Raw genomic sequence first — 23,976 nt, 5'->3', positions numbered from 1 at the left:
TCTTACATTCTTTTCATACTTGCTGCAATACCATAGCAATCACTGCGTTTGGCATATATAACCTCTTAATCAAAAAACATGAATTCAATCAAAGCTATCCTACTGTCAACAGCAGTTACATTATTATTTATCTCTTGTAATAAAGATGAAGACACCACTCCAGTCGATAATGAATCACTAATAGGTAGTTGGTCATTAATATCCTTAGAGGCAGATATTGACTTAGAGACTAATTTTTCTGGGTTACCAATTGAAAGTTCAACCAAAAGTGTAGGTGAAAATTTCGATTATACCTTAACATTTACAGAAACCACGTACGCTGTAGAAGGAGGATATGACCTGGTTACTACGGGTACAGTGAATGGTGTGCCAATTGATTCTGATACTCAATCTATCAGTGGAATTTCTGAAACTGGCACTTATGAATTTTCTAATAGTTCCATTACAATTGATGGACAATTATATGAATTTGAATTGAATGAAATAGATACAAGTGGAATATCTTTGGATCAAAGTATGGATGTAGCTTTCAATGGAGATGGAAATCTAGTAATTACTCAAAACCAAGAAGCCACAATAACTGAAGATGGTATTGATTTCACCTATAATGTGGATGCCGTTATGATTTTGACAAAAATATAGATAGGTTTCTTAAAAATAAGTTTCCAATAGAAATTCAAAAGACCGAGCTAAAACTCGGTCTTTTTTATATTCTAACAGACCATAAGCCGGATTCTGTCGAGCCTTATCATTTATCTAGTTTTTTGGTTGCCCAAAAACTCTAACCGCCTACCCTCCAACTTGGGCGTGCAGCCCTCAAACGTTGGTTTACATGGCGTTTCACCGCATAGAGTTTACCTGATTTCACTACAGCCGAACTGTACTTGCTTTCTGTTGCACTGGTCCTCGCCTTTCAGCGGACGGGCGTTACCCGCTATGCCGCACTACGGTGTCCGGACTTTCCTCCCTGATTCAAACTTGCTTCAAAATCCTTCAAAATAGAATAATACCGAAACAAGTTGGTCTCACAGCGATAAGGTGGTCTGCCAAGAGACAAAGATACTGTCAATTGTTAATAAAAAAAAGGTTACTGCCAACTCCTATTGTGGCTTTGCCCGTTCCTATTTTTATATTTGTAGTAATGCATAATTTTTCCTGATTTTGGAACCTTTTGTAGTATCGGCGCGTAAATACCGTCCCCAAACATTTAAAGATGTGGTGGGTCAGGAAGCTATAACCAATACCTTGCTCAACGCCATTGAAAATGACCATCTGGCGCAAGCGCTCCTATTTTGTGGGCCCAGAGGAGTTGGCAAGACTACCTGCGCGCGAATTTTGGCCAAAAAAATAAATCAAGACGGTACCGAACAAGAAGATGAAGATTTCGCCTTCAATATTTTTGAGTTGGATGCAGCTTCCAACAATTCGGTGGATGATATACGAAGCCTTATAGACCAAGTACGCATACCTCCCCAGGTAGGAAAGTATAAAGTATACATCATTGACGAGGTTCATATGCTCTCCCAATCAGCTTTCAATGCTTTCTTAAAAACCTTGGAAGAGCCTCCAAAACATGCCATTTTTATTTTGGCAACAACGGAAAAGCACAAAATAATACCTACTATTCTTTCTAGGTGCCAGATTTTTGATTTTAAGCGCATTACAGTCAAAGATGCTGCTGAGTATTTAAAATATATTGCTGAACAACAAGGTATAGAAGCCGAAGAAAGCGCACTGCACATTATTGCCCAAAAAGCAGATGGTGCCATGAGGGATGCACTTTCCATTTTTGACCGTGTCGTTAGCTTTGCCGGACAACAATTAACACGTAAAGCGGTAACCGAAAATCTGAATGTACTGGATTATGATACTTATTTCAGTACTACTGATTTAATTTTGGAAAACAACATTCCTGACCTTTTAATACTTTTTAACAAAACCTTGTCTTTGGGTTTTGATGGACATCATTTTATTACCGGACTTGCAACACATTTTAGGGATTTAATGGTCTGTCAACATCCAGATACGCTAGCTATTTTGGAAGTGGGCGAAGATGTTAAGCAACAATATCGGGAACAGGCTCAAAAAACAGACAAGGCATTTCTATTGAAGGCTATAGATTTAGCCAACGACTGCGACTTAAAATATAAGACCAGTAAAAATCAGCGCTTACTCGTAGAGCTCACTTTAATGAAATTGGCCTCCATCTCTTTTGATGGTGAAAAAAAAAACTCTGATTTCATAATTCCTGCTTCTCATTTTTCTGCAATAGACAAAGTAGAGAAAAATAATGTTGTTCAAAAAAGTGAAGAAATTCCTCCAGTTGCAAAAGAAAAGAAGGAAGCAATAGCACAACCAAGTATTCCCGAAGTAGTTGAGGAAATCAGAGAACCCAAAGAGCCATATCAACCTAAAAAGAAGATAGACATAAATAATCCCTCAAAAAAGATTTCCGGATTATCACTATCTAGTATCAAGGCCAAAAAGGTCCACGAAAACAATAAAGCACCTAGTTTACCTCAAGAAGAACTCCCCAAAACACCATTTACAGAAGAAGACATGCAACAGCATTGGAACGATTTTGTAAACCAGTTGGATAAAAGAGGCCGAAAAATATTGGCCAGTAATCTTCAAACTGACGTTCCAAAACTAAAAAATGAAAATACTATCTGGATAGAGCTTCCCAATACCTCCATGAAAAAAGAAGTGGAACGCGAGCAGAGTTTAATCTTGAATTACGTAAAGGAAAAACTGAATAACTACTCCATTACTTTACATATTACCGTGAATGAGGAAACAGCCAAAAAATTTGCATTCACCCCAGAAGAGAAATATCAAAAATTAAAGGAAAAAAATCCGGCAATAGAGCTTCTACGAAAAGAATTTGACCTCGACTTTTAAATTGCCAAATCTTTAATAGCACTATCTTTGTGCCTCTCGATTGCAAAAATTATAGCAAATGTTAGGCTTAAAATTACCGACCGACCCTAGATGGGTAAATATTGTAGAAAAAAATATTGAGGAAATTCTAACGGATCATGCCTATTGTGAACAAAAAGCAGCAAGTACCGCCATTTCTCTTATTATTGGTTTTCCTGAAAAATCTGAGCTAGTCAAGGAAATGACCGCTTTGGCCAGAGAGGAAATGGGGCATTTTAATATGGTTCATGATAAAATATTGAAACGTGGTTGGGTATTGGGTCGCGAAAGAAAGGATGAATATGTCATCGAGTTGATGAAATTTTTCCCGAAAGGAGGCAGTAGGGAAACCCACTTGGTACACAAACTTTTATATGCTGCCTTGATAGAAGCTAGAAGCTGTGAACGATTCAGGTTACTTTCCGAAGAAATACAAGACAAGGAGTTGGCCGAATTTTATAAAAACTTAATGGTAAGTGAGGCCAACCATTATACCATGTTCCTCAAATTTGCACGCGAATATGGAAATCGGGAGGAAGTGGATAAAAAATGGCAAGATTTGTTGGATCATGAGGCAGAGCTCATGAAAAATTTAGGGAAGAAGGAAACCATGCACGGGTAAACTATTGGTAGTAGAGGGTTTTTATCATCCCATCCGTCAATCCAATTTTAGGCACATGTATTTTTTTTGCCCCGCTCCATTGGGCCGCTTTTAAGAATATTTTAGCGGCTGGAATAATCACATCTGCCCGGTCTTGGTTCAGTCCCAGTTCTGAAATGCGGTCTTCATATTCCATACTGTCCAAAAAATGATATTGGGCGTTCAACCAAATGTAGGACAGGGGTTGGCTCGCCTTCCTACCGGACATTTTGTGGAGTTTGTTGATGTTTCCACCTGACCCGATGATCTCCACCTTACTTTCCAAATCGATATGGGCGATGATCCAATCCATGATCTCATCCCAAACGGAATCATCCACCAATTCGTTCAAAATTCGAACTGTACCGACCCGAAATGACCGGGAAACCAACAATTTCCCATTATCAAAAATTGTAAACTCGGTACTTCCACCCCCTACATCAACATACAGGTAGCACCTATCATTTTTAATCAGATTTTTTAGGTCGGTGGAAGCAATAATCGAGGCTTCTTGTTTTCCGTCAATGACTTCAATGTTGATTCCGGACTCTTTCTGGACCTTTTCGACCACTTCCAATCCATTTTTTGCCTCTCTCAAAGCTGAAGTGGCACAGGCCATATATTTTTCTACACCGTAGACCTGCATCAAGAGTTCAAAGGATTTCATGGTCTTTATAAGTCGCTCCACATTTTTCCTTGAAATTTCCTGCCTTAAAAAAGAATCTTCCCCCAAACGCACCGGTACCCTTACAAATTCACTTTTTTTGAAGACAGTGGGCTTCTCCTTCTGTTCAATGACATTGTTGATGAGCAACCTTACGGCATTGGATCCTATATCAATGGCTGCAAACTTTCGTATTACCAAGTTTTGAATTTTAGGATTCCAGCTTTTTTTGATAATAATCGTACAATTCAAATTGAGATCGCAATTCTGGTACGTTTTCGTCCCTTACGCGATAGGCATTGTCCTGTTTTTCCGAAAATATCCTAGCTTTTAGATTATCACGCCAAGAAATATCAAAAGTATCCAACAACTCTTGTTTGATGTCGCCATCGTATACAGGGCAACCTACTTCTACCCTAAAATCTAGATTACGGGTCATCCAATCTGCAGATGAAATATAAACCAATGGGTCTCCTTGATTTCCGAAGATGAACAAACGAGGGTGTTCTAAAAATTTATCCACTACGCTTATGGCCTCAATATTTTCACTCATACCTGGAACACCTGGTATCAAACAACAGATTCCACGTATAATGAGTTGTACCTTAACCCCTGCTCTACTGGCCTCGTAAAGCTTATCTACCATTTTATAGGAAGTAAAGCTGTTCATCTTAATCCTAACATAGGCTTCCTTACCTACTAATGCATTGGCAATCTCATTATCAATAAGCTTAATAAAAGTTGATTTGGTATAGTGTGGGGAGACAACCAAATGCTTGTATTTGTTGATTTTATAATTGGTTTCAAAAAAATCGAAGACTTTGCTCATGTCCTTTAAAATTCCTTCATGAGCTGTAAAAAGTGTATAATCTGTATAAATTTTGGCAGTGGATTCATTAAAGTTTCCGGTGCTTATAAAACCATACCTTCTCATTCCAGTAGCTTCTTCCCGTTCTACCAAGCATATTTTGCTATGTACCTTAAGTCCTGGTACTCCAAAAATCAAGTTGATGCCCTCTGCTTGTAATTGGTTGGCATATTTTATATTAGCCTGTTCATCAAAACGTGCTTGTAACTCAATTTGTACCGTTACTTGCTTACCATTTTTTGCTGCATTAATCAAGGCAGAAGCAATTTGACTATCACCGGCCAATCGATATACCGTAATTTTAATTGCCCTCACTTTAGGATCCAAAGCAGCTTCCCGCAAAAATTTAGTTACATAACTGAATGTATGGTAAGGCGTGTAGATCATGTAGTCCTTATGGGCAATCAACTCCAAAAGACTTCCTTTCATACTAAAACCTTTTACGGGTAACGGCTCTATTTTTTCATACATCAAATCTTGTCTTCCTAAACTTGGGAAACCCATATAATCCCTTCTGTTGTGGTATCTCCCACCTGGAATGACACTATCCGTGTCCACAATGTTCATTTTTTCCTTCAAAAATTGAAGTGTGTCCTTATCAATACTCTTGTCGTAAACAAAACGTACAGGATCACTTATTTTTCTGTGTTCAACACTGGAGGAAATCTTTTCAATAAAGCTTTTAGTCAGATCATTGTCAATATCCAGCTCTGCATCTCTGGTAATCTTAATCATATGGGCAGAAATGGATTCAAACTCGAACATGGTAAAGACACTATCCAAACAAAACCGAATAAGGTCGTCAAGGATAATGATATAATTTTTATCCCCTTCCTTTGGCAAAACCACAAACCGATCAATGCCCTTCGGAATTTCAATTAAAGCATATCTGTTGCCGACATTGACTTCATCATTGTTTTTCATTACCATTTTTACAGCTAAATAGGCCGCGGTATCCTTTAGTAATGGAAATTCTGTGAGATCATTCAAGATTATGGTCATCAACTCTTGGTTCACTTTCTTAAAAAAGTAATCCGTAATGAATTCTGCTTGAGTTTCATTGACCTCATGCTCATTGATGATGAAAATATTTTCTGTCTTCAACTCATTTTCAATGGTCCTAAGAATTTCTGTGCTTCTAGTTTGCTGAGCAATGACAATCTTGGTGATCTCTTCCAACAAATCTTTTGCCTTTTCACCTCCCAATACACTTTTCCCTGTTTTTCCAGCATCAACAATGCGTTTTACGGTAGCGTATCGTACTTTGAAAAATTCATCCAGATTGTTACTGAAAATCCCTAAAAATCGAAGTCTGTCAATCAAGGGAACTTTGGTATCGGCACTTTCTTGAAGTACTCTGGCATTAAAGTGTAACCAGCTAATTTCTCGATTTACATATTCGTTTTTGACTTTGACCATCTATTGCTTTAGTTGTTTAGGAAAGATTAGGTGTTCCGTAACTCCTTTTGAGATTTCAGACCAATCTTTCACATTGAATTTTATTTGGACCAAACCGGCAGTTGGAACGTTTTCAATATACTGATCTCCCCAGCTATTTGCAAGTGAAGTGAAGGCATAATTATGTCCAAAAATCAGTATGGTATCCAAGCTATTGTCCAATTGCTGTACAAAAGCTTGAACGCTACTCCCTGAAAAGTCATATAATTCCTCTGTTACCCTAACAAAGTCCAAATCAAAGTTCAGCAACCTTGAGAAAATCATACAGGTATGCAATGCCCTATTCGCCGGACTTGAGTAGATAAAATCAATTTTCTGATTATTTTTTTTGAAAGCCTCCGCGACCAAATGTGCATCATTGATTCCTCTCTCTTTCAAAGGTCTATCTTTATCTGAAACTTCATAGTCCCATGAAGATTTTCCATGCCTCATCAAAATAATTTTCTTCATAGCAATTGTATTAGGGAGCTAATCTTTCAATGTTCCAATCCAAATTTTCTTCTAGGGTATATCGTATACGATCGTGCAGCCTGTTAGGGCGACCTTGCCAAAACTCAATAGAAACTGGCCTTACCAAATAACCTCCCCAATGTTCAGGACGCTCTACTTCTTTACCTTCATATTCTTGTTCCAAAGCTTTCAGTTTGTCTTCTAGCATTTCACGGGACGGGACTACTTCACTCTGCTCAGAAACCACTGCACCCAACTGACTTCCTCTAGGTCGGGATTCGAAATAACCATCCGATAAGTTCTCCGCTACTTTTTCCGCTTTCCCTTTTATAATGATCTGCCGTTCCATATTGGCCCAAAAAAAAGAAAGACATACTTGAGGGTTCTTCTCTATGGCCTTTCCTTTTTCGCTGAAGTAGTTGGTATAAAAAATAAAGCCTTCATGGGTATACTTTTTCATCAAAACAACCCTATTCTTCGGGAAACCATCCAAACCTACTGTGGCAATGGTCATGGCATTCGGTTCATCCAAACCATCGGTGGCCTCAACTTCATAAAACCATTTTTGAAATTGCTGCATCGGATTTTTATCAATGGTATCTTCAAGCAATGAACTTTTCTGATACGTTTTCCGATAATTACTAAGGTCTTTTTGCATGATGTGAATTTCTCCCTAACAAAGTTCAGCAAAAGAATGGAAATTGGAAAGATGGAAGTCTTTGTTTTTTTATCCTTTTTAAATCTCAAAGATTTTCCCGTCATCGGCCAATAGTACTTGGGGAAATACCCGTTCTGCCTCTTTTTGAAACAACTCTATGGATTTGTACCTAGTGGAATAATGCCCTAATATGAGCTTGCCCGCATTAGCTTGTTGGGCTATTTCCCCAGCTTGTTTTGCCGTTGAATGTTTTGTTTTATCGCAAAGATGCCCCTCAGTTTCCAAAAAAGTTGACTCGTGATATAAGGTGTCCACATTTTTTATGAGCGGCACAATGGATTCGTTATACGCTGTATCACTACAAAATGCGTAGCTTTTTGGTTTTGGGGGATCAATGGTTAAATCTTTATTGGGCACTATAGTGCCATCCTCAGAAAATCCATCCATTCCATTTTTTATATTATTGAACTGACTTTTATCAATCTTATATTTGGTAGCAGCCTCAACATTCAGCGTTCTCTGAGCTGTTTTTTCTTTGAATAGAAATCCATTGGTATAAACCCTATGATTCAAAGGAATGGTATACACGCTCACTTTTTCATCTTCAAAAAGGAGTTCAGAGTCCTTAGAGTTCAACTCATGAAAAATCAAAGGGTAATTAGTCCAAGAGTCCCCAAGTTTCAAAAAAAGTGTAATTGCTTCTTTTATTCCCTTTGGCCCATAGATATGTAATTCCGAATCTCTTCCCAACAACCTAAAGGTTGAAATCAGACCTGGCAATCCAAAAAAATGATCTCCGTGCAAATGGGAAATGAAAATGTGTTTGATCCTGGTAAATTTGACTTTGTATTTACGAAGCTGCACTTGGGTTCCTTCACCACAGTCTATTAAAAAAAGATGGTTTCGTATCTCTAGTACTTGGGAGGTAGGATTGGTAAAAGTTCGGGGGGTTGCCGAATAACATCCTAGAATCGTCAACCTCATATGCCCAAATCTCGTTCTATTTCTTCCATTTCGATGATATCCTTAGCTTCTTGAATGGAAGGCACCACAACGATTTCCTCTGGAATTTCATCGTAAGAAACTTTATTGGATACCAAAACAAATGATTTATTGGAAGCCCTATGGGTATTTGATAGGCTTAAAAACTCCAATACATCATCCGTGGTCAATTTTTCAAAGGAAAAAAGATTGACTATAATATTGTCATGCACAAGTTGCGGATAAGCTTGATTTAAATTTTCCAAGAAAGTGGCAAGGGAAGTTTTTTCTTGAAAAACAATGGTAGTTGTACCTTCTTTATCGAAAATCATCTTATTTAATTTTTGCTGCCAGCAGATATAATACGGCCATACGAACAGCCACACCATTTTCTACCTGATCTAAGATAATGGATTGGTTTGAATCTGCAACATCACTGGTAATTTCAACCCCTCTATTGATCGGACCTGGGTGCATGATGACAATTTCTTTATCCAAGCTGTTCAATAGTTGCTTGTTGATTCCAAACTGCTGGGCATATTCCCGGGTTGACGGAAAATAGCTGATATCCATTCGCTCATGCTGCACGCGAAGCATATTGGCCACATCACACCATTGCAACGCTTTGCGCAAATCTGTTTCCACTTCTACCCCAAGTGATTCTATATGCTTTGGAATCAATGTTTTTGGACCACAAACTTTTACATTGGCCCCTTGCAGTTTTAGGGCAAAAATGTTGGACAAAGCCACTCTTGAATGGAGTATATCCCCAACAATGACCACATTTTTACCGCCTACATCACCTAACTTTTCCCGTATGGAATAGGAATCCAACAAAGCTTGTGTAGGGTGTTCGTGGGCCCCATCTCCTGCATTGACAATGGAGGCTTTTACATGTTTTGATAGAAAAATCCCTGCACCTGGGTTAGGGTGGCGCATCACCACCATATCCACCTTCATGGAAAGGATATTATTCACGGTATCTATAAGCGTTTCACCTTTTTTAACTGAAGATTGTGAAGCAGAAAAGTTGATGACATCCGCTGACAATCTTTTTTCAGCCAATTCAAAAGAGAGTTTCGTCCGGGTACTGTTCTCAAAAAAGATATTGGCAATGGTAATATCTCGCAATGTCGGCACCTTTTTAATCGATCTATTGATAACCTCCTTAAAATGGTCCGCAGTTTCAAAAATGAGTGCTATATCCTTTTTGTTCAGATACTTTATTCCCAAAAGATGGTTCACACTCAATTCACTCATACTATTCTATTTGCTTACTAGATATACCATGTCCTTACCATCATTCTCTTCCCACATCACCTTTACCTTTTCATTATTGATGGCATCCACTTGTCTTCCCCTATAATTGGGTTGGATAGGTAAGTGTCTACTAAATCTTCTATCAATCAAGGTTAAAAGCTCAATACTTGAAGGTCTCCCGAAGGATTGTATGGCTGTTAAGGCCGCTCGTATACTTCTTCCCGTATAGAGCACATCATCTATAAAGACCACTTTTTTGTCCTCTACTAAAAAGTCGACTTTTGTGGCATTAGCCTTTAATGTTTTATCACCACGCCCAAAATCATCCCTAAAAAAGGTAATATCCAATGATCCTAGGGCTATGTTCTTTATTTTGTATTCTTCTTTTAAGATTTTCGTCAGTCGTTCCGCCAAAAAAATCCCTCTTGGTTGAATGCCAATTAAAACAGTATTACTGAAATCCAAGTGGTTTTCCAAAAGTTGACAGGAAAGCCGGTGCAGTATAATATTAATTTCCTTTGAAGTAAGCAGTACCCTTTGGCTCATATGTGTTGCGACCAACTCAATTGTATGCAAAAGTAAACAATTCTTTAAAATGCCATTACATAAAAAAACCCCGCTGTTATCAGCGGGGTTTTACCCTAATTAAATGAAAACCTGATTACTTTTTCTTGGAATCAGCTTCCATTTTGTCTTTCAATGCCTGTAATTGAGCATTGGCGTCACCAAGAGTTGGGGCAGCTTCATCAGATGAGGCCCTTTTCTTAGCAGCTTTGACATTTTTCTGTTCTTGCTCTCTAAAGATTGCGGTATGGCTAGCCACCACACGCTTGAAATCTTTATTGAACTCAATGATCTTGAATTCGGCCTCTTCACCTTTAACAAGTTTTTTACCGTCTTCTTTTTCCATGTGTCTTGATGGAACAAATCCAACGATATCCTCATTAAAGTTGATGGTGGCTCCTTTATCGACCACTTCAGCAATAGAAGCTTTGTGAAGCGTACCTTCGCCAAATTCTTCAGCATATTTATCCCATGGATTCTCTGTAGTCTGTTTGTGACCTAAGCTCAACTTACGTCCTTCAACATCCAATTCAAGAACCTCTACCTCCAAGTTGTCACCTACGGTAACAAATTCAGATGGGTGTTTGATTTTCTTCGTCCAAGATAGATCAGAGATATAGATCAATCCATCAATACCTTCTTCCATCTCTACAAAGACACCAAAGTTGGTAAAGTTTCTAACAATTCCTTTGTGTCTTGATCCAACAGGATATTTAGAAGTGATATCAGTCCATGGGTCTGGAGTCAATTGCTTGATACCCAAAGACATTTTGCGGTCTTCTCTATCCAAGGTCAATACAACTGCTTCAACCTCATCGCCAACATTTACGAAATCTTGGGCAGAACGCAAGTGCGTAGACCAAGACATTTCAGAAACGTGGATCAATCCTTCAACACCTTCAGCCACTTCAATAAAGGCACCGTAATCTGCAATTACAACTACTTTACCTTTTACTTTGTCACCTACTTTGATCTCATCACCAAGAGCATCCCATGGATGTTTCTCCAACTGCTTAAGACCCAATTGGATTCTTGATTTGTTATCATCGAAGTCCAAGATAACCACATTCAATTTCTGATCCAATTCAACCACTTCATTTGGATGGTTGATACGGCTCCAAGAAAGGTCGGTAATGTGAATCAATCCATCTACGCCTCCAAGGTCGATAAATACCCCGTAGGATGTGATGTTCTTGACAACACCTTCCAATACCTGGCCTTTTTCCAATTGACCAATGATCTCTTTTTTCTGCTCTTCAATATCAGCTTCAATAAGCGCTTTGTGGGATACAACCACGTTCTTGAACTCATGGTTGATTTTCACCACCTTGAATTCCATGGTCTTACCTACGTACTGATCATAATCGCGAATTGGTTTTACATCAATCTGAGAACCTGGCAAGAACGCCTCAATTCCAAAGACATCCACAATCATACCTCCTTTAGTTCTGCACTTTACAAAACCAGTCACAATCTCTTCTTTGTCATGAGCTGCATTTACGCGATCCCAAGCTTTGATTGTTCTAGCTTTTCTGTGGGATAGTACCAATTGCCCTGTTTTATCCTCACGAATGTCAATCAACACCTCTACTTTATCGCCAACTTTTAGGTCAGGATTGTATCGGAACTCATTCAATGAGATAACCCCTTCAGATTTTGCATTGATGTCGATGATAGCTTCACGGTCTGTCATGTGTACCACAGTACCTTCCACTACTTCTTCATCCGCAGTATCCACAAAGTTTTCTTCAACAAGCTTTTCAAATTCGCTCAACTTGCTGTCCTCAACTTTTTCAATACCTTCTTCGTACTTGATCCAGTCAAAGTTTTCTAAAAATTCTTGTGGGTCTTGTTTTGGGGTTTCGCTAACTTGTGTAGTAGTTTCGTTAGCTTCTTGTGTTGCTTCGGCAACCTCGGTTACCTCTGCTGCTTTTTCTTCTTCAGCCATCTGCTGATGTTTACTTGTATTCCACAACATTACAGGAGCAAACGATTGTTGTAGAAGTGGTTATTATTGCTTCTTTTTCTAAAATTCCTTTTCTCTCCTGTGGTTTCGCTGAAAAGGAGTGCAAAAATACAATTAATTCCTTGTTTTACAAAGTCTTGCTTCTCACAAACTTTTCCACCAGAATAATTAATGAAAATTTAAGCTAGAATGTGACTTTTATCCATATCTTGTTTCTTACTATTAACCATAAAAAATTAAAGTCTATTATGAGTGTAAAAACAAAATACCAAGCAGTTTTGGATTTAGGTGAAGAACTGCAAATCAAGAACGGGGACGTAAGTGAAGAAGGTGGAATCCTTAAAATAAAAGGCGAAGCCGGCACCCAATATGAGAAAAATGTGATTTGGGACAAAATCAAGGAAATTGGCGGTAGTAGCCCTGCTGACATCAAAGCCAACATTTCTGTAGCTGATGATTCCGTTTACCACAGACATACTGTAAAAAGTGGCGAGTCTTTAAGCAAGATTGCCAAGCACTACTACGGTGACCCTATGAAATACAAAGAAATATTTTCTGCCAACACCAATATTTTGGACAATCCAGATTTGATCCATCCTGATCAAGTATTGGTGATTCCCAATTTATAAGCAGCAGACTAAAAATGTAAAAAGAGCCATCCTTTAGGATGGCTCTTTTCTTATCAAATAAATATAAGCTTTAGCATTTTTTCGCGAACTTCACTTTTAAGTACAGCTTGGTTCATTACAACAAACCACTATATTTTATCCATGTGCAGTATTTTTCTCTTTGTACATATTGATAATGCACTAAACTAAATGAAGACAATTACACTTCCTGACGAACTAGATTTAGACCATCCCCAACCGGTTCAGGTTTTTGAGTACCATAGTTCTCAGGAAATAGACAGGCAACAAGTAATTCTGACCAAGAATACATTCAGCTTTCTGATTGAAGGAACCAAAGAAGTTGTTTTTGATAACTCTACCTTATCTATTGAAAACTCCAAGTTTCTCTTGATGAAGTCAGGACATTGTTTAATGACTGAAAAACTTTCTGAGGTCAAAAATTACAGCAGTATACTTTTATTTTTTTCAAATGAGATTTTATTGAATTTCATCCGAAAAAACGAGTTCAAAACAACAAAAGCAACTGAATATAAATCCGTTCACTCATTCGGTTTTGATGAATTCATTCAAAGGTTTGTAAGCAGTTTATCGGATATCAATAGGCTATCAAAAAATGTAAAGGAGAAATTACTGGAGCTGAAATTTGAAGAAATAATGCTCTATCTAACCGAACTCTATGGAACTGAGTTTTTGCATTCCCTAACAACCAACAGTAACGATGCGACACAAAAATTCACTCGAATCGTAGAAAGCAATCAACTGAGTAAATTAACCTTGAAAGAGCTGGCCTTTTTATGTGATATGAGTGTATCCACATTTAAAAGAACATTTGAAAAACATTATTTCGAATCCCCCATCAAATGGTTTCAAAATAAAAGATTGGAACACGCCCACTATTTATTGAAGCAAAAACAAAAAAGCTCATCTGAAATTTATCATGAAATCGGTTATGAGAACTTGTCCAGTTTTGTACAGGCTTATAAATTGAAATATGGCATCACACCAAAACAACACCATAAAAATTGAACTTTTAGCAATAGATTTTGAGCATTGTCCTAAATTTATTCAGAAGTATACAACTTAATTTTACTTAAAATTTTAAATCAACATAAAAATGAATAAAGCAAACTTGGTTTTAGTGTTGTCCTTGATCATATCAACAACACTTTTTGGACAGAAGACATTTACATTGTCAAGTGAAGATTTAGGTGGGGAAGCCACCAAAATACAGGAATTTAATGGTTTTGGCTGCTCAGGAGACAACCAATCACCGCAATTGTCTTGGAAAAACGCACCGGAAGGAACAAAGAGTTTTGCAGTAACCATGTATGACCCAGATGCACCTACCGGAAGTGGATTTTGGCATTGGGTCGTATTTGATATTCCCAGTAATATAACCGAATTGGCAACAAATGCAGGGAGTGTAGCACTCAACCTAGCGCCTAAAGGAGCTATTCAGAGCACTACAGATTATGGTATAAAAGGTTTTGGTGGTCCCTGCCCTCCCGAAGGACACGGATTTCACCAATACATTATAACAGTTTATGCGTTAAAAACGGACAAATTAGGGCTTGATGAAAATATCAACCCAGCAGTAGTTGGTTTTAATCTTTGGAATCAGACTTTGGCCAAAGCAAGTATCGTTGCCTATTACAAACGATAAAAACACTCCTACTTGTAAAAAAAGTTCAAAAAAGAGAAAATGACTTGAAGAAATATACTGGAAAGATGGAAAATTCATCAAGCTTGAGATTACCGACAACAAAGCAAACATCCTGATCACAAAAACGGACGACGGCAAAATATTTGATTACTAAAAAATATGAGTTATGGGGCAGACTACCTAAAAACACTGCATAACTTTCACTCCTACTCTTCCTTGTTGATGATCCGCGATGCAAAATCGTGGATGCGCTCAAATTGTTCTTCCAAGCCCATATCGCTATTATCAAAAGCTATGGCATCATTTGCTTTTTTTAAGGGAGATACCGCACGGGTCGAGTCTATACGGTCGCGTTCCTGTACATTTTTAAGCACCTCGTCAAAGGTCACGGTTTCCCCCCTATCCAATAGTTCCTTATAGCGCCGTGTTGCGCGGGCATCTGGTGAGGCCGTCATAAAGATTTTCAGTTCTGCATCTGGGAAAACAACAGTTCCAATGTCTCTACCATCCATGACCAGTCCTTTGTCCTCTCCCATTTTTTGCTGCATTTCCACCAGTTTTTCCCTCACCTCGGCAATAGCAGCTACTTTGCTCACCTGTCCAGAAACCCGCATGGTCCGAATTTCCTTTTCCACATTCACACCATTCAAGTGCATATCTGCCCTACCTGTTTCTTCATTAAGTACAAACTTCAGTTGAATCTGGGGCAAATCTGCAATCAATGCTTTAACATTTTCAGTATCGCCCGCATACCCTTTTTCCAAAGCAAAAAGGGTAACCGCTCGGTACATGGCACCGGTATCTACATAAATGTAGCCCAAAGCTTGGGCCAAACGTTTTGCAATGGTACTTTTTCCGGTTGAGGAAAAGCCGTCAATGGCAATGGTAATTTTTTTCATTCCAATAAAAATAGGGATATCCCCCTAAAGTGTCTTGGCATTTTTCACCTTTCTATCGGTGATGGCTATGTCAATCACTTCACTCATATCAGAAACATAATGGAAAGTCAGTCCTTTAAGATACTCTTCCTTAATTTCCCCAATATCTTTTCTGTTGTCCTCGCAAAGAATGATTTCTTTGATTTTGGCTCTTTTGGCAGCTAAAATCTTCTCTTTGATCCCTCCAACTGGCAGAACTTTTCCCCGCAAGGTTATTTCACCGGTCATCGCCAAGCTTTTCTTCACCTTTTTCTGGGTGAACAAAGACACCAAAGACGTTAACATGGTCACCCCGGCACTAGGTCCATCTTTAGGGGTTGCCCCTTCAGGTACGTGGATATGCACGTTGTATTTTTCAAACACATTGGGGTCAATTCCGAAGGAATCTGCATTGGATTTAATGTATTCCATAGCGATAGTGGCAGATTCTTTCATCACCTTGCCCAGATTACCTGTAATATTGAGTGCACCCTTTCCTTTGGAAAGAATGGACTCGATAAAGAGAATATCACCGCCTACACTTGTCCAAGCCAAGCCTGTAACCACCCCGGCCACATCATTGTTTTCGTATTTATCACGTTCCAAACGGGCAGGACCAAGAATCTTTTCTACATCCTCATTGGTGACTTTAATATTGTATTCTTCTTCAATGGCGATGGATTTAGCCGCATGACGTACCATTTTGGCCAATTTCTTTTCCAATCCCCGAACACCAGACTCACGGGTATAACCTTCCACTATTTTTTCCAATTGGCGTTTACCAATTTTCAAATCTTTGGTGGACAGTCCATGTTCTTTTAATTGCTTTGGAAGTAAATGTCGTTTGGCTATCTCCACTTTCTCTTCGATGGTATATCCAGTAACATTAATGATTTCCATACGATCACGAAGTGCTGGCTGAATGCTTGCCAAACTATTGGCTGTGGCAATGAACATTACTTTGGATAGGTCATACCCCATTTCCAAGAAGTTGTCATGAAACTCGCTGTTCTGCTCGGGATCCAAAACTTCCAACAAAGCGGAAGAGGGATCTCCTTGATGACTATTGGAAAGTTTATCTATTTCATCCAAGATGAAAACCGGATTGGATGTTCCTGCTTTCTTTATACTTTGTATAATTCTACCGGGCATGGCGCCGATATAGGTTTTCCGATGTCCCCTAATCTCAGCCTCATCACGCAACCCTCCTAAGGACATACGAACATACTCCCTGCCCAAAGCTTCCGCCACCGATTTACCCAAAGAAGTTTTACCCACACCGGGAGGTCCATAAAGACAAAGAATGGGCGACTTCATATCGTTACGAAGCTTCAAGACCGCCAAATACTCAATGATTCTTCGTTTTACATCCTCAAGACCATAGTGGTCCCTATCTAAAATTTCTTGGGCTCTTTTTAAATCAAACTTATCCTTGGAGTATTCGTTCCATGGTAAATCCAAAATCAAATCCAAGTAATTGCGCTGAATGGAATATTCGGCCACTTGGGGATTCATGCGTTGCATTTTGCCCAATTCCCTATTGAAATGCTCTTTGACCTTTTTACCCCATTTTTTCTTCTTGGCCTTTTCCTGCATTTCATCTACCTCTTCCTCATAAGAGATGCCACCAAGCTCTTCTTGAATGGTCTTCATTTGCTGATGGAGAAAATACTCGCGCTGCTGTTGGTCCATATCGCTGCGCACCTTGGACTGGATATCGTTCCGCAGTTCCAATTTTTGAAGTTCCATATTCATGTACTTCAAGGTAGTAAGAGCACGCTCCTGTAAATTCGGTATTTCCAACAATTCTTGCTTTTCTGCAACACCTAAATTCAAGTTGGATGACACAAAATTGATCAGGAAGGAATTACTCTGGATATTTTTAATGGCAAAAGTTGCCTCCGTTGGAATATTCGGGTTGTCTTTGATGATTTTAAAAGCCAACTCTTTGATGGATTCTATTATGGCTTCAAATTCCTTGCTGTTTTCATCAGGCCTCTCCTCTTTCGCTTCTTTAACAGTAGCTGTCAAATAGGGCTTTTCAGAAATCACATCAGCAATTTCGAATCGTTTTTTACCCTGAATGATAACCGTAGTGTTTCCATCTGGCATTTGCAGCACCCTTAGTATACGGGCCACAGTTCCCAATGTATTGATATCATTTACACCTGGGTTTTCGGTTTCCTCATCTTTTTGAGAAACCACCCCAATGGTCTTGGAACCATTATTGGCATCCTTGATCAAGTTTATGGATTTGTCCCTTCCCGCAGTAATTGGAATTACCACCCCAGGAAAGAGTACTGTATTTCTTAGAGGTAAAACCGGTAAAACCTCTGGTAGACTTTCATTGTTCATTTGCTCTTCATCCTCAGGAGTGAGCAAGGGAATCAATTCTGCATCTTCTTCCAGTCCTTGAAGGGACATATTGTCAAAATTTGAAATTTTTATTTCTCCCATATCATCTGTTTCAGTCATTTTGTCATAACCGACAAAATTTTTCAGCTTCCTTAAAAACCATCATTCCATGTAACACCTTTAAAATCAGTAGTTACAAAATTAATATGGTTTATTCACATCCTATTTAGGGCAATTCCCATGCCATTAAAATCCAAATTTTCTCAAAAAAGTGTAACAATTGATAAATTGAACCCTCTATAAGACAAACCATACATTTTTTGAGCCACCAAAAAGAACATATTGATGCACTGCTCAATTTGTGCCTCCAAGGAAAGCAAAGTGCCCAATTGGAGATTTACAATCGCTATTACAAAGCTATGTACAACACAGCGCTTAGGATTGTAAAAGACTCGGCTGAAGCCGAAGATGTAATGCAAGAATCATTCTTGAACGCATTCACCAAACTTAGCTCATTTAAAGGTGAAGTAGCCTTTGGAGCATGGTTAAAGAGAATTGTGATCAACAACAGCATTCACCATTACAAAAAGCAACAAAAAACAAGAGCAGTGGATATAGATGAAGTAATGTACAAGGTCGAAGATAATGATGGAGTTGCTTCTGATGACCATGGTTATACAGAACTGAAGGCTCAAAAAGTGATGGAAACCATGAAAAGTTTGAAAGACAATTACAGAGTTTCTTTGACCTTACATTTAATTGATGGGTACGATTACGAGGAAATTAGCGAGATTATGAACATTAGTTATGCCAATTGCAGAACCACAATTTCGCGCGCCAAAGAAAGTCTTAGAAAAAGGTTGATGATAAATACTTGATTATGAGTAAAGATAATTTAGATGAACTGTTTGGCAGGCTTCAAGGTGAATTTGACCTTGAAGAACCAACAAGTGGACACCAACAACGGTTTTTGGACAAATTGAACCAAAATCAGGGAACAGTTGCCATTCATAGCAAAAAAACAAATTGGTGGAAACCTTTGTCCATTGCAGCATCCATTGCCGTGATAGCGCTATTGGGGATTCAGGTTTTCAATTCCAGACCAAATATTAAAGAACAGGTGGTAGAAATTGCCCCGGAAGTTTCCCAGACCGAGTTTTACTTTGCCGGCCTTATTGAAGAGCAAGTACAACTATTAAAAGATGAGAAATCGCCGGAAACGGCCAAACTGGTTGATGACACGCTCATGCAATTGGAAAAATTGGAAAACAACTATAACAAGCTAGAACAGGAACTGGTAAATGGTGGTGACAGTAAAATTATTTTGAACGCCATGATCATCAACTTCCAAACCAGAATAGATTTATTGAAAGAAGTTCTGACCAATATTGAAAACATTAAAAATCTAAATGCATATAATGATGAAAACATTACGATATAAAAATATTCTTTGGGCCATTCTTCTGGCACCCTTAATGCTCTGTGCAAACACAGACCTGGGCAACTGGGGAGGAAAGTATACCAAGGAAAAGACGATTAAAAAAGAATTCAATGTTAATTCAGATGCGCTTTTTAAAGTAAAGAACAGTTATGGCAATCTCAATATAACTTCATGGAATGAAAATAGGGTTGTTATAGAGGTACATATCAAGGCCAACGGAAATAGCGAGGAAAGAGTACAAGAAAGATTGAATGAAATTGATGTAGCCTTTGAAAACAATTCCAGTTTGGTCTCGGCAAGAACTCTTTTTGGTGATCGAAACAACAGCTGGGGTTGGAGTTGGAGAAAAAGCAAAAAGGTAAGTATACAAGTAAACTATACCATAAAACTTCCCGTGAAAAATAGTGTGAGCCTTAACAACGACTACGGAAGTATTTATTTGGATCGTATTGATGGACATGCCAAAATCAATTGTGACTATGGAAAAATTGATATTGGCGAATTACGAGGAAGAAACAATGAGCTTCGGTTCGATTACACATCTCGATCTAATTTCGACTACATCAACAGTGCAGAAATTGTAGCGGATTATTCTGGATTTACCATAGAAAAGGCCGGGAACCTCAGAATCAACGCCGATTATACCAACGCCGTTATTAACCAAATGGAGAATTTGGACTACACCTGTGACTATGGCTCTATTGAAGTAAAGGATGTCAAGAATGTCACAGGAAATGGAGACTATATAGGTGTAAAATTGGGAAGAGTACATGGCAATGTGAATGTCACGGCAGATTATGGATCTATAAAACTTTCCGAAATGGCCCCAGATGCAGGTGATGTCAATATCAAATCCGATTATACCGGTATTAAAATTGGGTACAATCCTGATTATCATTTTGATTTTGAAATCTCTACTGAATATGCCGGAGTAAGCGGCAAAGAAGCCTTTGAAATCAATATCAGCAAAGAAAAATCAACTGAAAAGTACTATAAAGGGTTTTACGGAAGTGAAAATTCCGGAAACCTAGTGTCCATTATTTCAGATTATGGGGGCATCACTTTTTATCAAAACTAATACCATCATCAAAAAACGAACACAGTCATGAAAAAATTTATCCTATTTATTTTATTGGGGGGCCTTACCTCCCCCCTTATTGGTCAAACTATTGAGAAAAGAACTATAGGTGACTACGATGCAATCTACATATCTGGTTGGTTTGATGTGGACCTCGTTCCAGGTGAAGAAGGCACCATTGAACTCAATGGAAAAGAAAAATACCTCAAATACATCAGCACAGAAGTGAACAATGGGAAACTTACCGTGAAATGGGACAAAAGATACAATGCCACCCCATTTTATTCTTGGTCCAAAATACAGATTACCATTCCGGTAGAGGATATAGAAGAGGTTGCTCTATCTGGTTCTGGTTCCATTATTGGAAAAACCACATTAAAAGCCTCAAAGTTTGCAACTTATCTTTCTGGCTCGGGTAAAATTGACTTAGCTGTTGAAGCAACTGATTTAAAATCCGTTCTATCGGGTTCAGGCGATGCCATTCTTAACGGAACTGCCAAAGATTTCGTAGCTGAAGTATCCGGTTCAGGTGACATTGAGGCCTTTGATTTGGAAGCCGATAAGGTTACTGCAATCATCAGTGGTTCTGCGGATGTTAAAGTACATGCCAATGAATCCATCACAGCACGAATTTCTGGTTCTGGAGATGTTAGGTATATCGGAAGAGCCCGTAAAATAAACAGCAAAGTCTCTGGTTCAGGTTCTGTATCCAAAGAAAATTCACTCTAATCCAAACACTACAACAACAATGAAAAAACTTATCACATTAGGAATTGCACTATCCATGATGGTAGTGGCAAATGCACAGTGGGGCAAAAGAATTAAAGGCAATGGCAATACTGTTACCATAGAACGCTCGGTTGGGGAATATGATGCCGTAGCTTTGGCCGGATGGTTCGATGTAGAGCTCGTAAGCGGTCAAGAAGGCGAACTTACCCTAAAAGGAGAATCCAATCTACTTGAACATATTAAAACCGAAGTAAAAGACGGAAAATTGGTCATCAAGACTGAAAGAGGCGTTAATTTACGTCCTTCAAACTGGTCTAAGGGAATTTATATCACTGTGCCTGTTGAAGATATCAAAACGGTTTCTTTGTCAGGTTCCGGGGACATAGTTGGTAAAACTACTTTGAAAGCAGATAGTTTTAAAACTAGTATGGCAGGTTCTGGAGATGTTTCCTTAACCATTGAAGCACAAAGCGTGAGTGCATCACTTTCTGGTTCTGGAGACATTAACCTTTCTGGGAAAACTACTGACCTTGATGTTCATGTAGCAGGTTCTGGAGATATTAAGGCTTACGATTTGGAAGCTGAATTTGTGACTGCTGCAGTTTCAGGTTCAGCAGACATTAAAGTAACTGCAAATCAATCTATCGATGCCCGTGTTTCTGGATCAGGAGATATCAGTTATCGCGGTAATCCAACAAAAATCAAAAGCAAAGCATCAGGTTCTGGAGATATATCCAGAGGATAAACAGGAGTTTATCAACAATCAAAAAACATTTAAGCCCTGTCCATTGGATAGGGTTTATTTTTTTATCCAATCATTAGAATCAACTCTAGTGTTGTAATCGATTAAGTTGGATGGGTAATTGATCCAATCCTCATGATGAATAATCTTGCCATTTCGGTTAAAGGTCAATATGGTAACAAACTGCATGGGCCCAAACTCATATTCACCCCATTGAAATTTTGAAAAATAACCTTTTGTGACCACTTTGTTTCCATCAATCAACTGGTCAGAGATTTCCAAAGCAAAAGGCTCTATCATTTTAAAATTAGGGTTGTCCCAATCCAAAAAATCCTGCAACGCTTTCTTCCCTTCAATTCTATCACCATTGATATAATCCTCTAGTATGATCTCATCATCATAAAAGGAAAGTAACTGCTCAAAATCTTTGCGATACCGGTAGGTTTCATAATACGCATCCACTGTAGATTTAATGTTTTTTGGGTTCGAACATCCAAAAACGAATGTGAACAGAACAATGGAAAAAAATAGTTTTGAATTCATTTTAAAGAATCAGAACTAAGTTTAAGCTTTTTTCTTGTTAACCCTAAACAAAAGAAAAATTCCAATTAAGAAGAATAGTCCTAAAAATATAGTACTGTTTCTCATGCTTCCAGTAAGTTGGGCAACAGCGCCGTACAAAAATGTTCCTATGATGATGCCTATTTTTTCCGCAACATCATAAAAGCTAAAAAAGGAGGTTGTATCTGTAGTTTCTGGTAAAAACTTGGAATATGTGGAACGGGATAACGCTTGGATACCTCCCATGACGATTCCAACTAGTCCTGCGGCAATGTAAAAATCAATGGGTGTATACAGAAAGAAGGCGTAAACGCATAGCAGTGCCCATATGATATTCACCACAATCAATGTTTTGATATTTCCAAAGACTTTTGAAGCTTTTGCTGTCATCGTAGCTCCAAAAATGGCAACAATCTGAATCACCAAAATACTTACGATGAGTCCAGTTGTTCGTTCACTATCAGTACCCCAGTTGATTTCTTCCTCACCAAAGTACGTGGCAATCAGCATGATGGTCTGCACTGCCATACTATATACAAAAAAGGCCCCTAAGTATCGTTTTAACCGCGTTTCAGTCCCTAATTGCTTCCAAACGCTTTGTAATTCCCTAAAACCATTAAGAACAATATTTTTTCGCTCACCCTCGCGTTTATTTCCTTTAGGCAAATATGCAAAAGTGTATTGACTGAAAAGAATCCACCATATACCCACAGAAATAAAGGAATATTTCATTGCTTTGATTTCAGCAGCTTCTCCTCCGCTATCTGTTATTCCAAAAACTGCAGGCTGCATGACCATCGCCAAGTTAAAAATCAATAGAATTACACTGCCCACATAACCTAATGAAAAACCTTTGGCACTGATGCCATCTTGTTGTTCTGGAAATGCAATATCTGGCAAATAAGAATTATTAATGGCAAAACTCACCCAAAATCCAACCAATCCAAAGAAATAACACACCAGCCCGAAATAAATATTTTCTAAAGAAAACCAATACAAACCGATACAGGACAAAGCTCCCAAGTAACAAAAAAACTTCAGGAAAACTCTTTTGTTTCCCATATAGTCGGCAATCCCTGAAACCAATGGAGTGATAATAGCGATAAAGACAAAAGCCAAAGAAGTAACATAGCTAATCAATGGTGCCCTAGCAATCTCGCCTCCAAAGACGGTCACCTTCTCAATTCCGGCCACTCGGAACAACGCTCCATAAAAAATTGGGAAAACAGCAGAGGAAATCACCAAACTGTATACTGAGTTGGCCCAATCATAGAAGGCCCATGCATTCAACAATTTTTTACTTCCTTTTATGGCCAGAACTTTTGTCATGATATAAGGTTAAAAAAAATGTCATTTCGATTCCCAAGGGAGCAATCCTCAACTCAGAAAAAAGATGCTCCTCAGGTTCGAAATGACATTGTACATTAAAAGTT

The 23,976-nt window shown here is 38.5% G+C and carries 24 protein-coding genes and 1 other RNA gene; 11 read left to right on the top strand and 14 right to left on the bottom strand.

The genetic code is table 11. From position 1 onward, the window contains the following. Window positions 1–78 precede the first annotated feature (78 nt). Window positions 79–642 (top strand): hypothetical protein, encoded by a 564-nt coding sequence (locus HJC33_RS08915; RefSeq protein WP_171658472.1) that lies wholly within the window; start codon window positions 79–81, stop codon window positions 640–642. Window positions 643–710: 68 nt separating this feature from the next. Here HJC33_RS08915 and rnpB read toward each other — a convergent pair. Then, window positions 711–1,049, bottom strand: an RNA gene (rnpB, locus tag HJC33_RS08910) — RNase P RNA component class A. 112 nt (window positions 1,050–1,161) lie between these two features. Here rnpB and HJC33_RS08905 point away from each other — a divergent pair. Both HJC33_RS08905 and HJC33_RS08900 read left to right on the top strand, forming a co-directional pair. Then, the gene (locus HJC33_RS08905; RefSeq protein ID WP_171658471.1) at window positions 1,162–2,901 is read left to right on the top strand and encodes a DNA polymerase III subunit gamma/tau; all 1,740 of its coding nucleotides are present in this window, start codon (window positions 1,162–1,164) and stop codon (window positions 2,899–2,901) included. Window positions 2,902–2,959: 58 nt separating this feature from the next. Next, window positions 2,960–3,541 carry a MiaE family protein gene (locus HJC33_RS08900; RefSeq protein ID WP_171658470.1) on the top strand — a complete coding sequence of 194 codons (582 nt, stop codon included), beginning with the start codon at window positions 2,960–2,962 and terminating at the stop codon, window positions 3,539–3,541. Window position 3,542: 1 nt separating this feature from the next. Here the strand turns inward: HJC33_RS08900 and HJC33_RS08895 are convergent, their stop codons facing one another. The 9 genes from HJC33_RS08895 to rpsA all read right to left on the bottom strand — a co-directional run bounded on the left by HJC33_RS08895 (window position 3,543) and on the right by rpsA (window position 12,410). Continuing rightward, complete coding sequence (locus HJC33_RS08895) at window positions 3,543–4,424, bottom strand: Ppx/GppA phosphatase family protein (RefSeq protein ID WP_171658469.1); 882 nt, start codon at window positions 4,422–4,424, stop codon at window positions 3,543–3,545. 10 nt (window positions 4,425–4,434) lie between these two features. Beyond that, on the bottom strand, window positions 4,435–6,510 hold the full coding sequence (ppk1, locus tag HJC33_RS08890; protein ID WP_171658468.1) for a polyphosphate kinase 1: 2,076 nt from the start codon (window positions 6,508–6,510) through the stop codon (window positions 4,435–4,437). After that, entirely contained in the window at window positions 6,511–6,999 is a 489-nt protein-coding gene (locus HJC33_RS08885; RefSeq protein ID WP_171658467.1) for a SixA phosphatase family protein, read from the bottom strand. A gap of 10 nt (window positions 7,000–7,009) precedes the next feature. Beyond that, a complete protein-coding gene (gene pdxH, locus HJC33_RS08880) occupies window positions 7,010–7,657 on the bottom strand; it encodes a pyridoxamine 5'-phosphate oxidase (RefSeq protein WP_171658466.1) in 648 nt (215 codons plus the stop codon). Between the two features lie 78 nt (window positions 7,658–7,735). Next, window positions 7,736–8,641: a ribonuclease Z gene (locus HJC33_RS08875; protein WP_171658465.1), complete on the bottom strand. Its 906-nt coding sequence runs from the start codon at window positions 8,639–8,641 to the stop codon at window positions 7,736–7,738. Beyond that, window positions 8,638–8,970 carry a ribonuclease Z gene (locus HJC33_RS08870; protein WP_171658464.1) on the bottom strand — a complete coding sequence of 111 codons (333 nt, stop codon included), beginning with the start codon at window positions 8,968–8,970 and terminating at the stop codon, window positions 8,638–8,640. Before HJC33_RS08870 ends, HJC33_RS08875 begins: the two co-directional genes overlap by 4 nt. A 1-nt stretch (window position 8,971) precedes the next feature. After that, window positions 8,972–9,898, bottom strand: a complete 927-nt coding sequence (locus tag HJC33_RS08865; RefSeq protein ID WP_171658463.1) for an aspartate carbamoyltransferase catalytic subunit — start codon at window positions 9,896–9,898, stop codon at window positions 8,972–8,974. A gap of 6 nt (window positions 9,899–9,904) precedes the next feature. Further along, window positions 9,905–10,444, bottom strand: coding sequence for a bifunctional pyr operon transcriptional regulator/uracil phosphoribosyltransferase PyrR (gene pyrR, locus HJC33_RS08860; RefSeq protein ID WP_171658462.1), 540 nt, complete (start codon window positions 10,442–10,444; stop codon window positions 9,905–9,907). A 115-nt stretch (window positions 10,445–10,559) separates the two neighbouring features. Then, window positions 10,560–12,410, bottom strand: a complete 1,851-nt coding sequence (rpsA, locus tag HJC33_RS08855) for a 30S ribosomal protein S1 (protein WP_171658461.1) — start codon at window positions 12,408–12,410, stop codon at window positions 10,560–10,562. Between the two features lie 266 nt (window positions 12,411–12,676). Here rpsA and HJC33_RS08850 point away from each other — a divergent pair, with 266 nt between their 5' ends. The 3 genes from HJC33_RS08850 to HJC33_RS08840 all read left to right on the top strand — a co-directional run bounded on the left by HJC33_RS08850 (window position 12,677) and on the right by HJC33_RS08840 (window position 14,720). Then, window positions 12,677–13,057, top strand: coding sequence for a LysM peptidoglycan-binding domain-containing protein (locus HJC33_RS08850; RefSeq protein ID WP_171658460.1), 381 nt, complete (start codon window positions 12,677–12,679; stop codon window positions 13,055–13,057). Window positions 13,058–13,246: 189 nt separating this feature from the next. Then, complete coding sequence (locus HJC33_RS08845) at window positions 13,247–14,083, top strand: helix-turn-helix domain-containing protein (RefSeq protein WP_171658459.1); 837 nt, start codon at window positions 13,247–13,249, stop codon at window positions 14,081–14,083. A gap of 88 nt (window positions 14,084–14,171) precedes the next feature. Then, on the top strand, window positions 14,172–14,720 hold the full coding sequence (locus HJC33_RS08840; protein ID WP_171658458.1) for a YbhB/YbcL family Raf kinase inhibitor-like protein: 549 nt from the start codon (window positions 14,172–14,174) through the stop codon (window positions 14,718–14,720). A 206-nt stretch (window positions 14,721–14,926) separates the two neighbouring features. On the opposite strand, the gene cmk is transcribed toward HJC33_RS08840, so the two are convergent. Together cmk and lon are read right to left on the bottom strand one after the other, a co-directional pair. Further along, on the bottom strand, window positions 14,927–15,619 hold the full coding sequence (gene cmk, locus HJC33_RS08835) for a (d)CMP kinase (protein ID WP_171658457.1): 693 nt from the start codon (window positions 15,617–15,619) through the stop codon (window positions 14,927–14,929). Between the two features lie 24 nt (window positions 15,620–15,643). Further along, window positions 15,644–18,094, bottom strand: a complete 2,451-nt coding sequence (gene lon, locus HJC33_RS08830) for an endopeptidase La (RefSeq protein ID WP_171658456.1) — start codon at window positions 18,092–18,094, stop codon at window positions 15,644–15,646. A 218-nt stretch (window positions 18,095–18,312) separates the two neighbouring features. Here lon and HJC33_RS08825 point away from each other — a divergent pair, with 218 nt between their 5' ends. The 5 genes from HJC33_RS08825 to HJC33_RS08805 are packed head-to-tail and all read left to right on the top strand — an operon-like array spanning window position 18,313 to window position 21,985. Beyond that, window positions 18,313–18,870 (top strand): RNA polymerase sigma factor, encoded by a 558-nt coding sequence (locus tag HJC33_RS08825; protein WP_171658455.1) that lies wholly within the window; start codon window positions 18,313–18,315, stop codon window positions 18,868–18,870. A 2-nt stretch (window positions 18,871–18,872) separates the two neighbouring features. Further along, complete coding sequence (locus HJC33_RS08820; protein WP_171658454.1) at window positions 18,873–19,433, top strand: hypothetical protein; 561 nt, start codon at window positions 18,873–18,875, stop codon at window positions 19,431–19,433. Next, complete coding sequence (locus HJC33_RS08815; RefSeq protein WP_171658628.1) at window positions 19,414–20,511, top strand: DUF4097 family beta strand repeat-containing protein; 1,098 nt, start codon at window positions 19,414–19,416, stop codon at window positions 20,509–20,511. The genes HJC33_RS08820 and HJC33_RS08815 overlap by 20 nt, the downstream gene beginning before the upstream one ends. Window positions 20,512–20,538: 27 nt before the next feature. Further along, window positions 20,539–21,240 (top strand): head GIN domain-containing protein, encoded by a 702-nt coding sequence (locus HJC33_RS08810; protein WP_171658453.1) that lies wholly within the window; start codon window positions 20,539–20,541, stop codon window positions 21,238–21,240. Between the two features lie 19 nt (window positions 21,241–21,259). Continuing rightward, window positions 21,260–21,985 (top strand): head GIN domain-containing protein, encoded by a 726-nt coding sequence (locus HJC33_RS08805; protein WP_171658452.1) that lies wholly within the window; start codon window positions 21,260–21,262, stop codon window positions 21,983–21,985. 54 nt (window positions 21,986–22,039) lie between these two features. Here the strand turns inward: HJC33_RS08805 and HJC33_RS08800 are convergent, their stop codons facing one another. Beyond that, on the bottom strand, window positions 22,040–22,525 hold the full coding sequence (locus HJC33_RS08800) for a nuclear transport factor 2 family protein (RefSeq protein ID WP_171658451.1): 486 nt from the start codon (window positions 22,523–22,525) through the stop codon (window positions 22,040–22,042). Window positions 22,526–22,546: 21 nt separating this feature from the next. Then, a complete protein-coding gene (locus tag HJC33_RS08795; protein ID WP_171658450.1) occupies window positions 22,547–23,872 on the bottom strand; it encodes an MFS transporter in 1,326 nt (441 codons plus the stop codon). Between the last annotated feature and the right edge of the window lie 104 nt (window positions 23,873–23,976).

Source organism: Flagellimonas amphidinii (assembly GCF_013090115.1).
In the GTDB taxonomy this organism is placed as follows: domain Bacteria; phylum Bacteroidota; class Bacteroidia; order Flavobacteriales; family Flavobacteriaceae; genus Flagellimonas; species Flagellimonas amphidinii.
The sequence above is the reverse complement of the archived record's forward strand: the minus strand, read 5'-3'. Positions and strand labels throughout refer to the sequence as shown.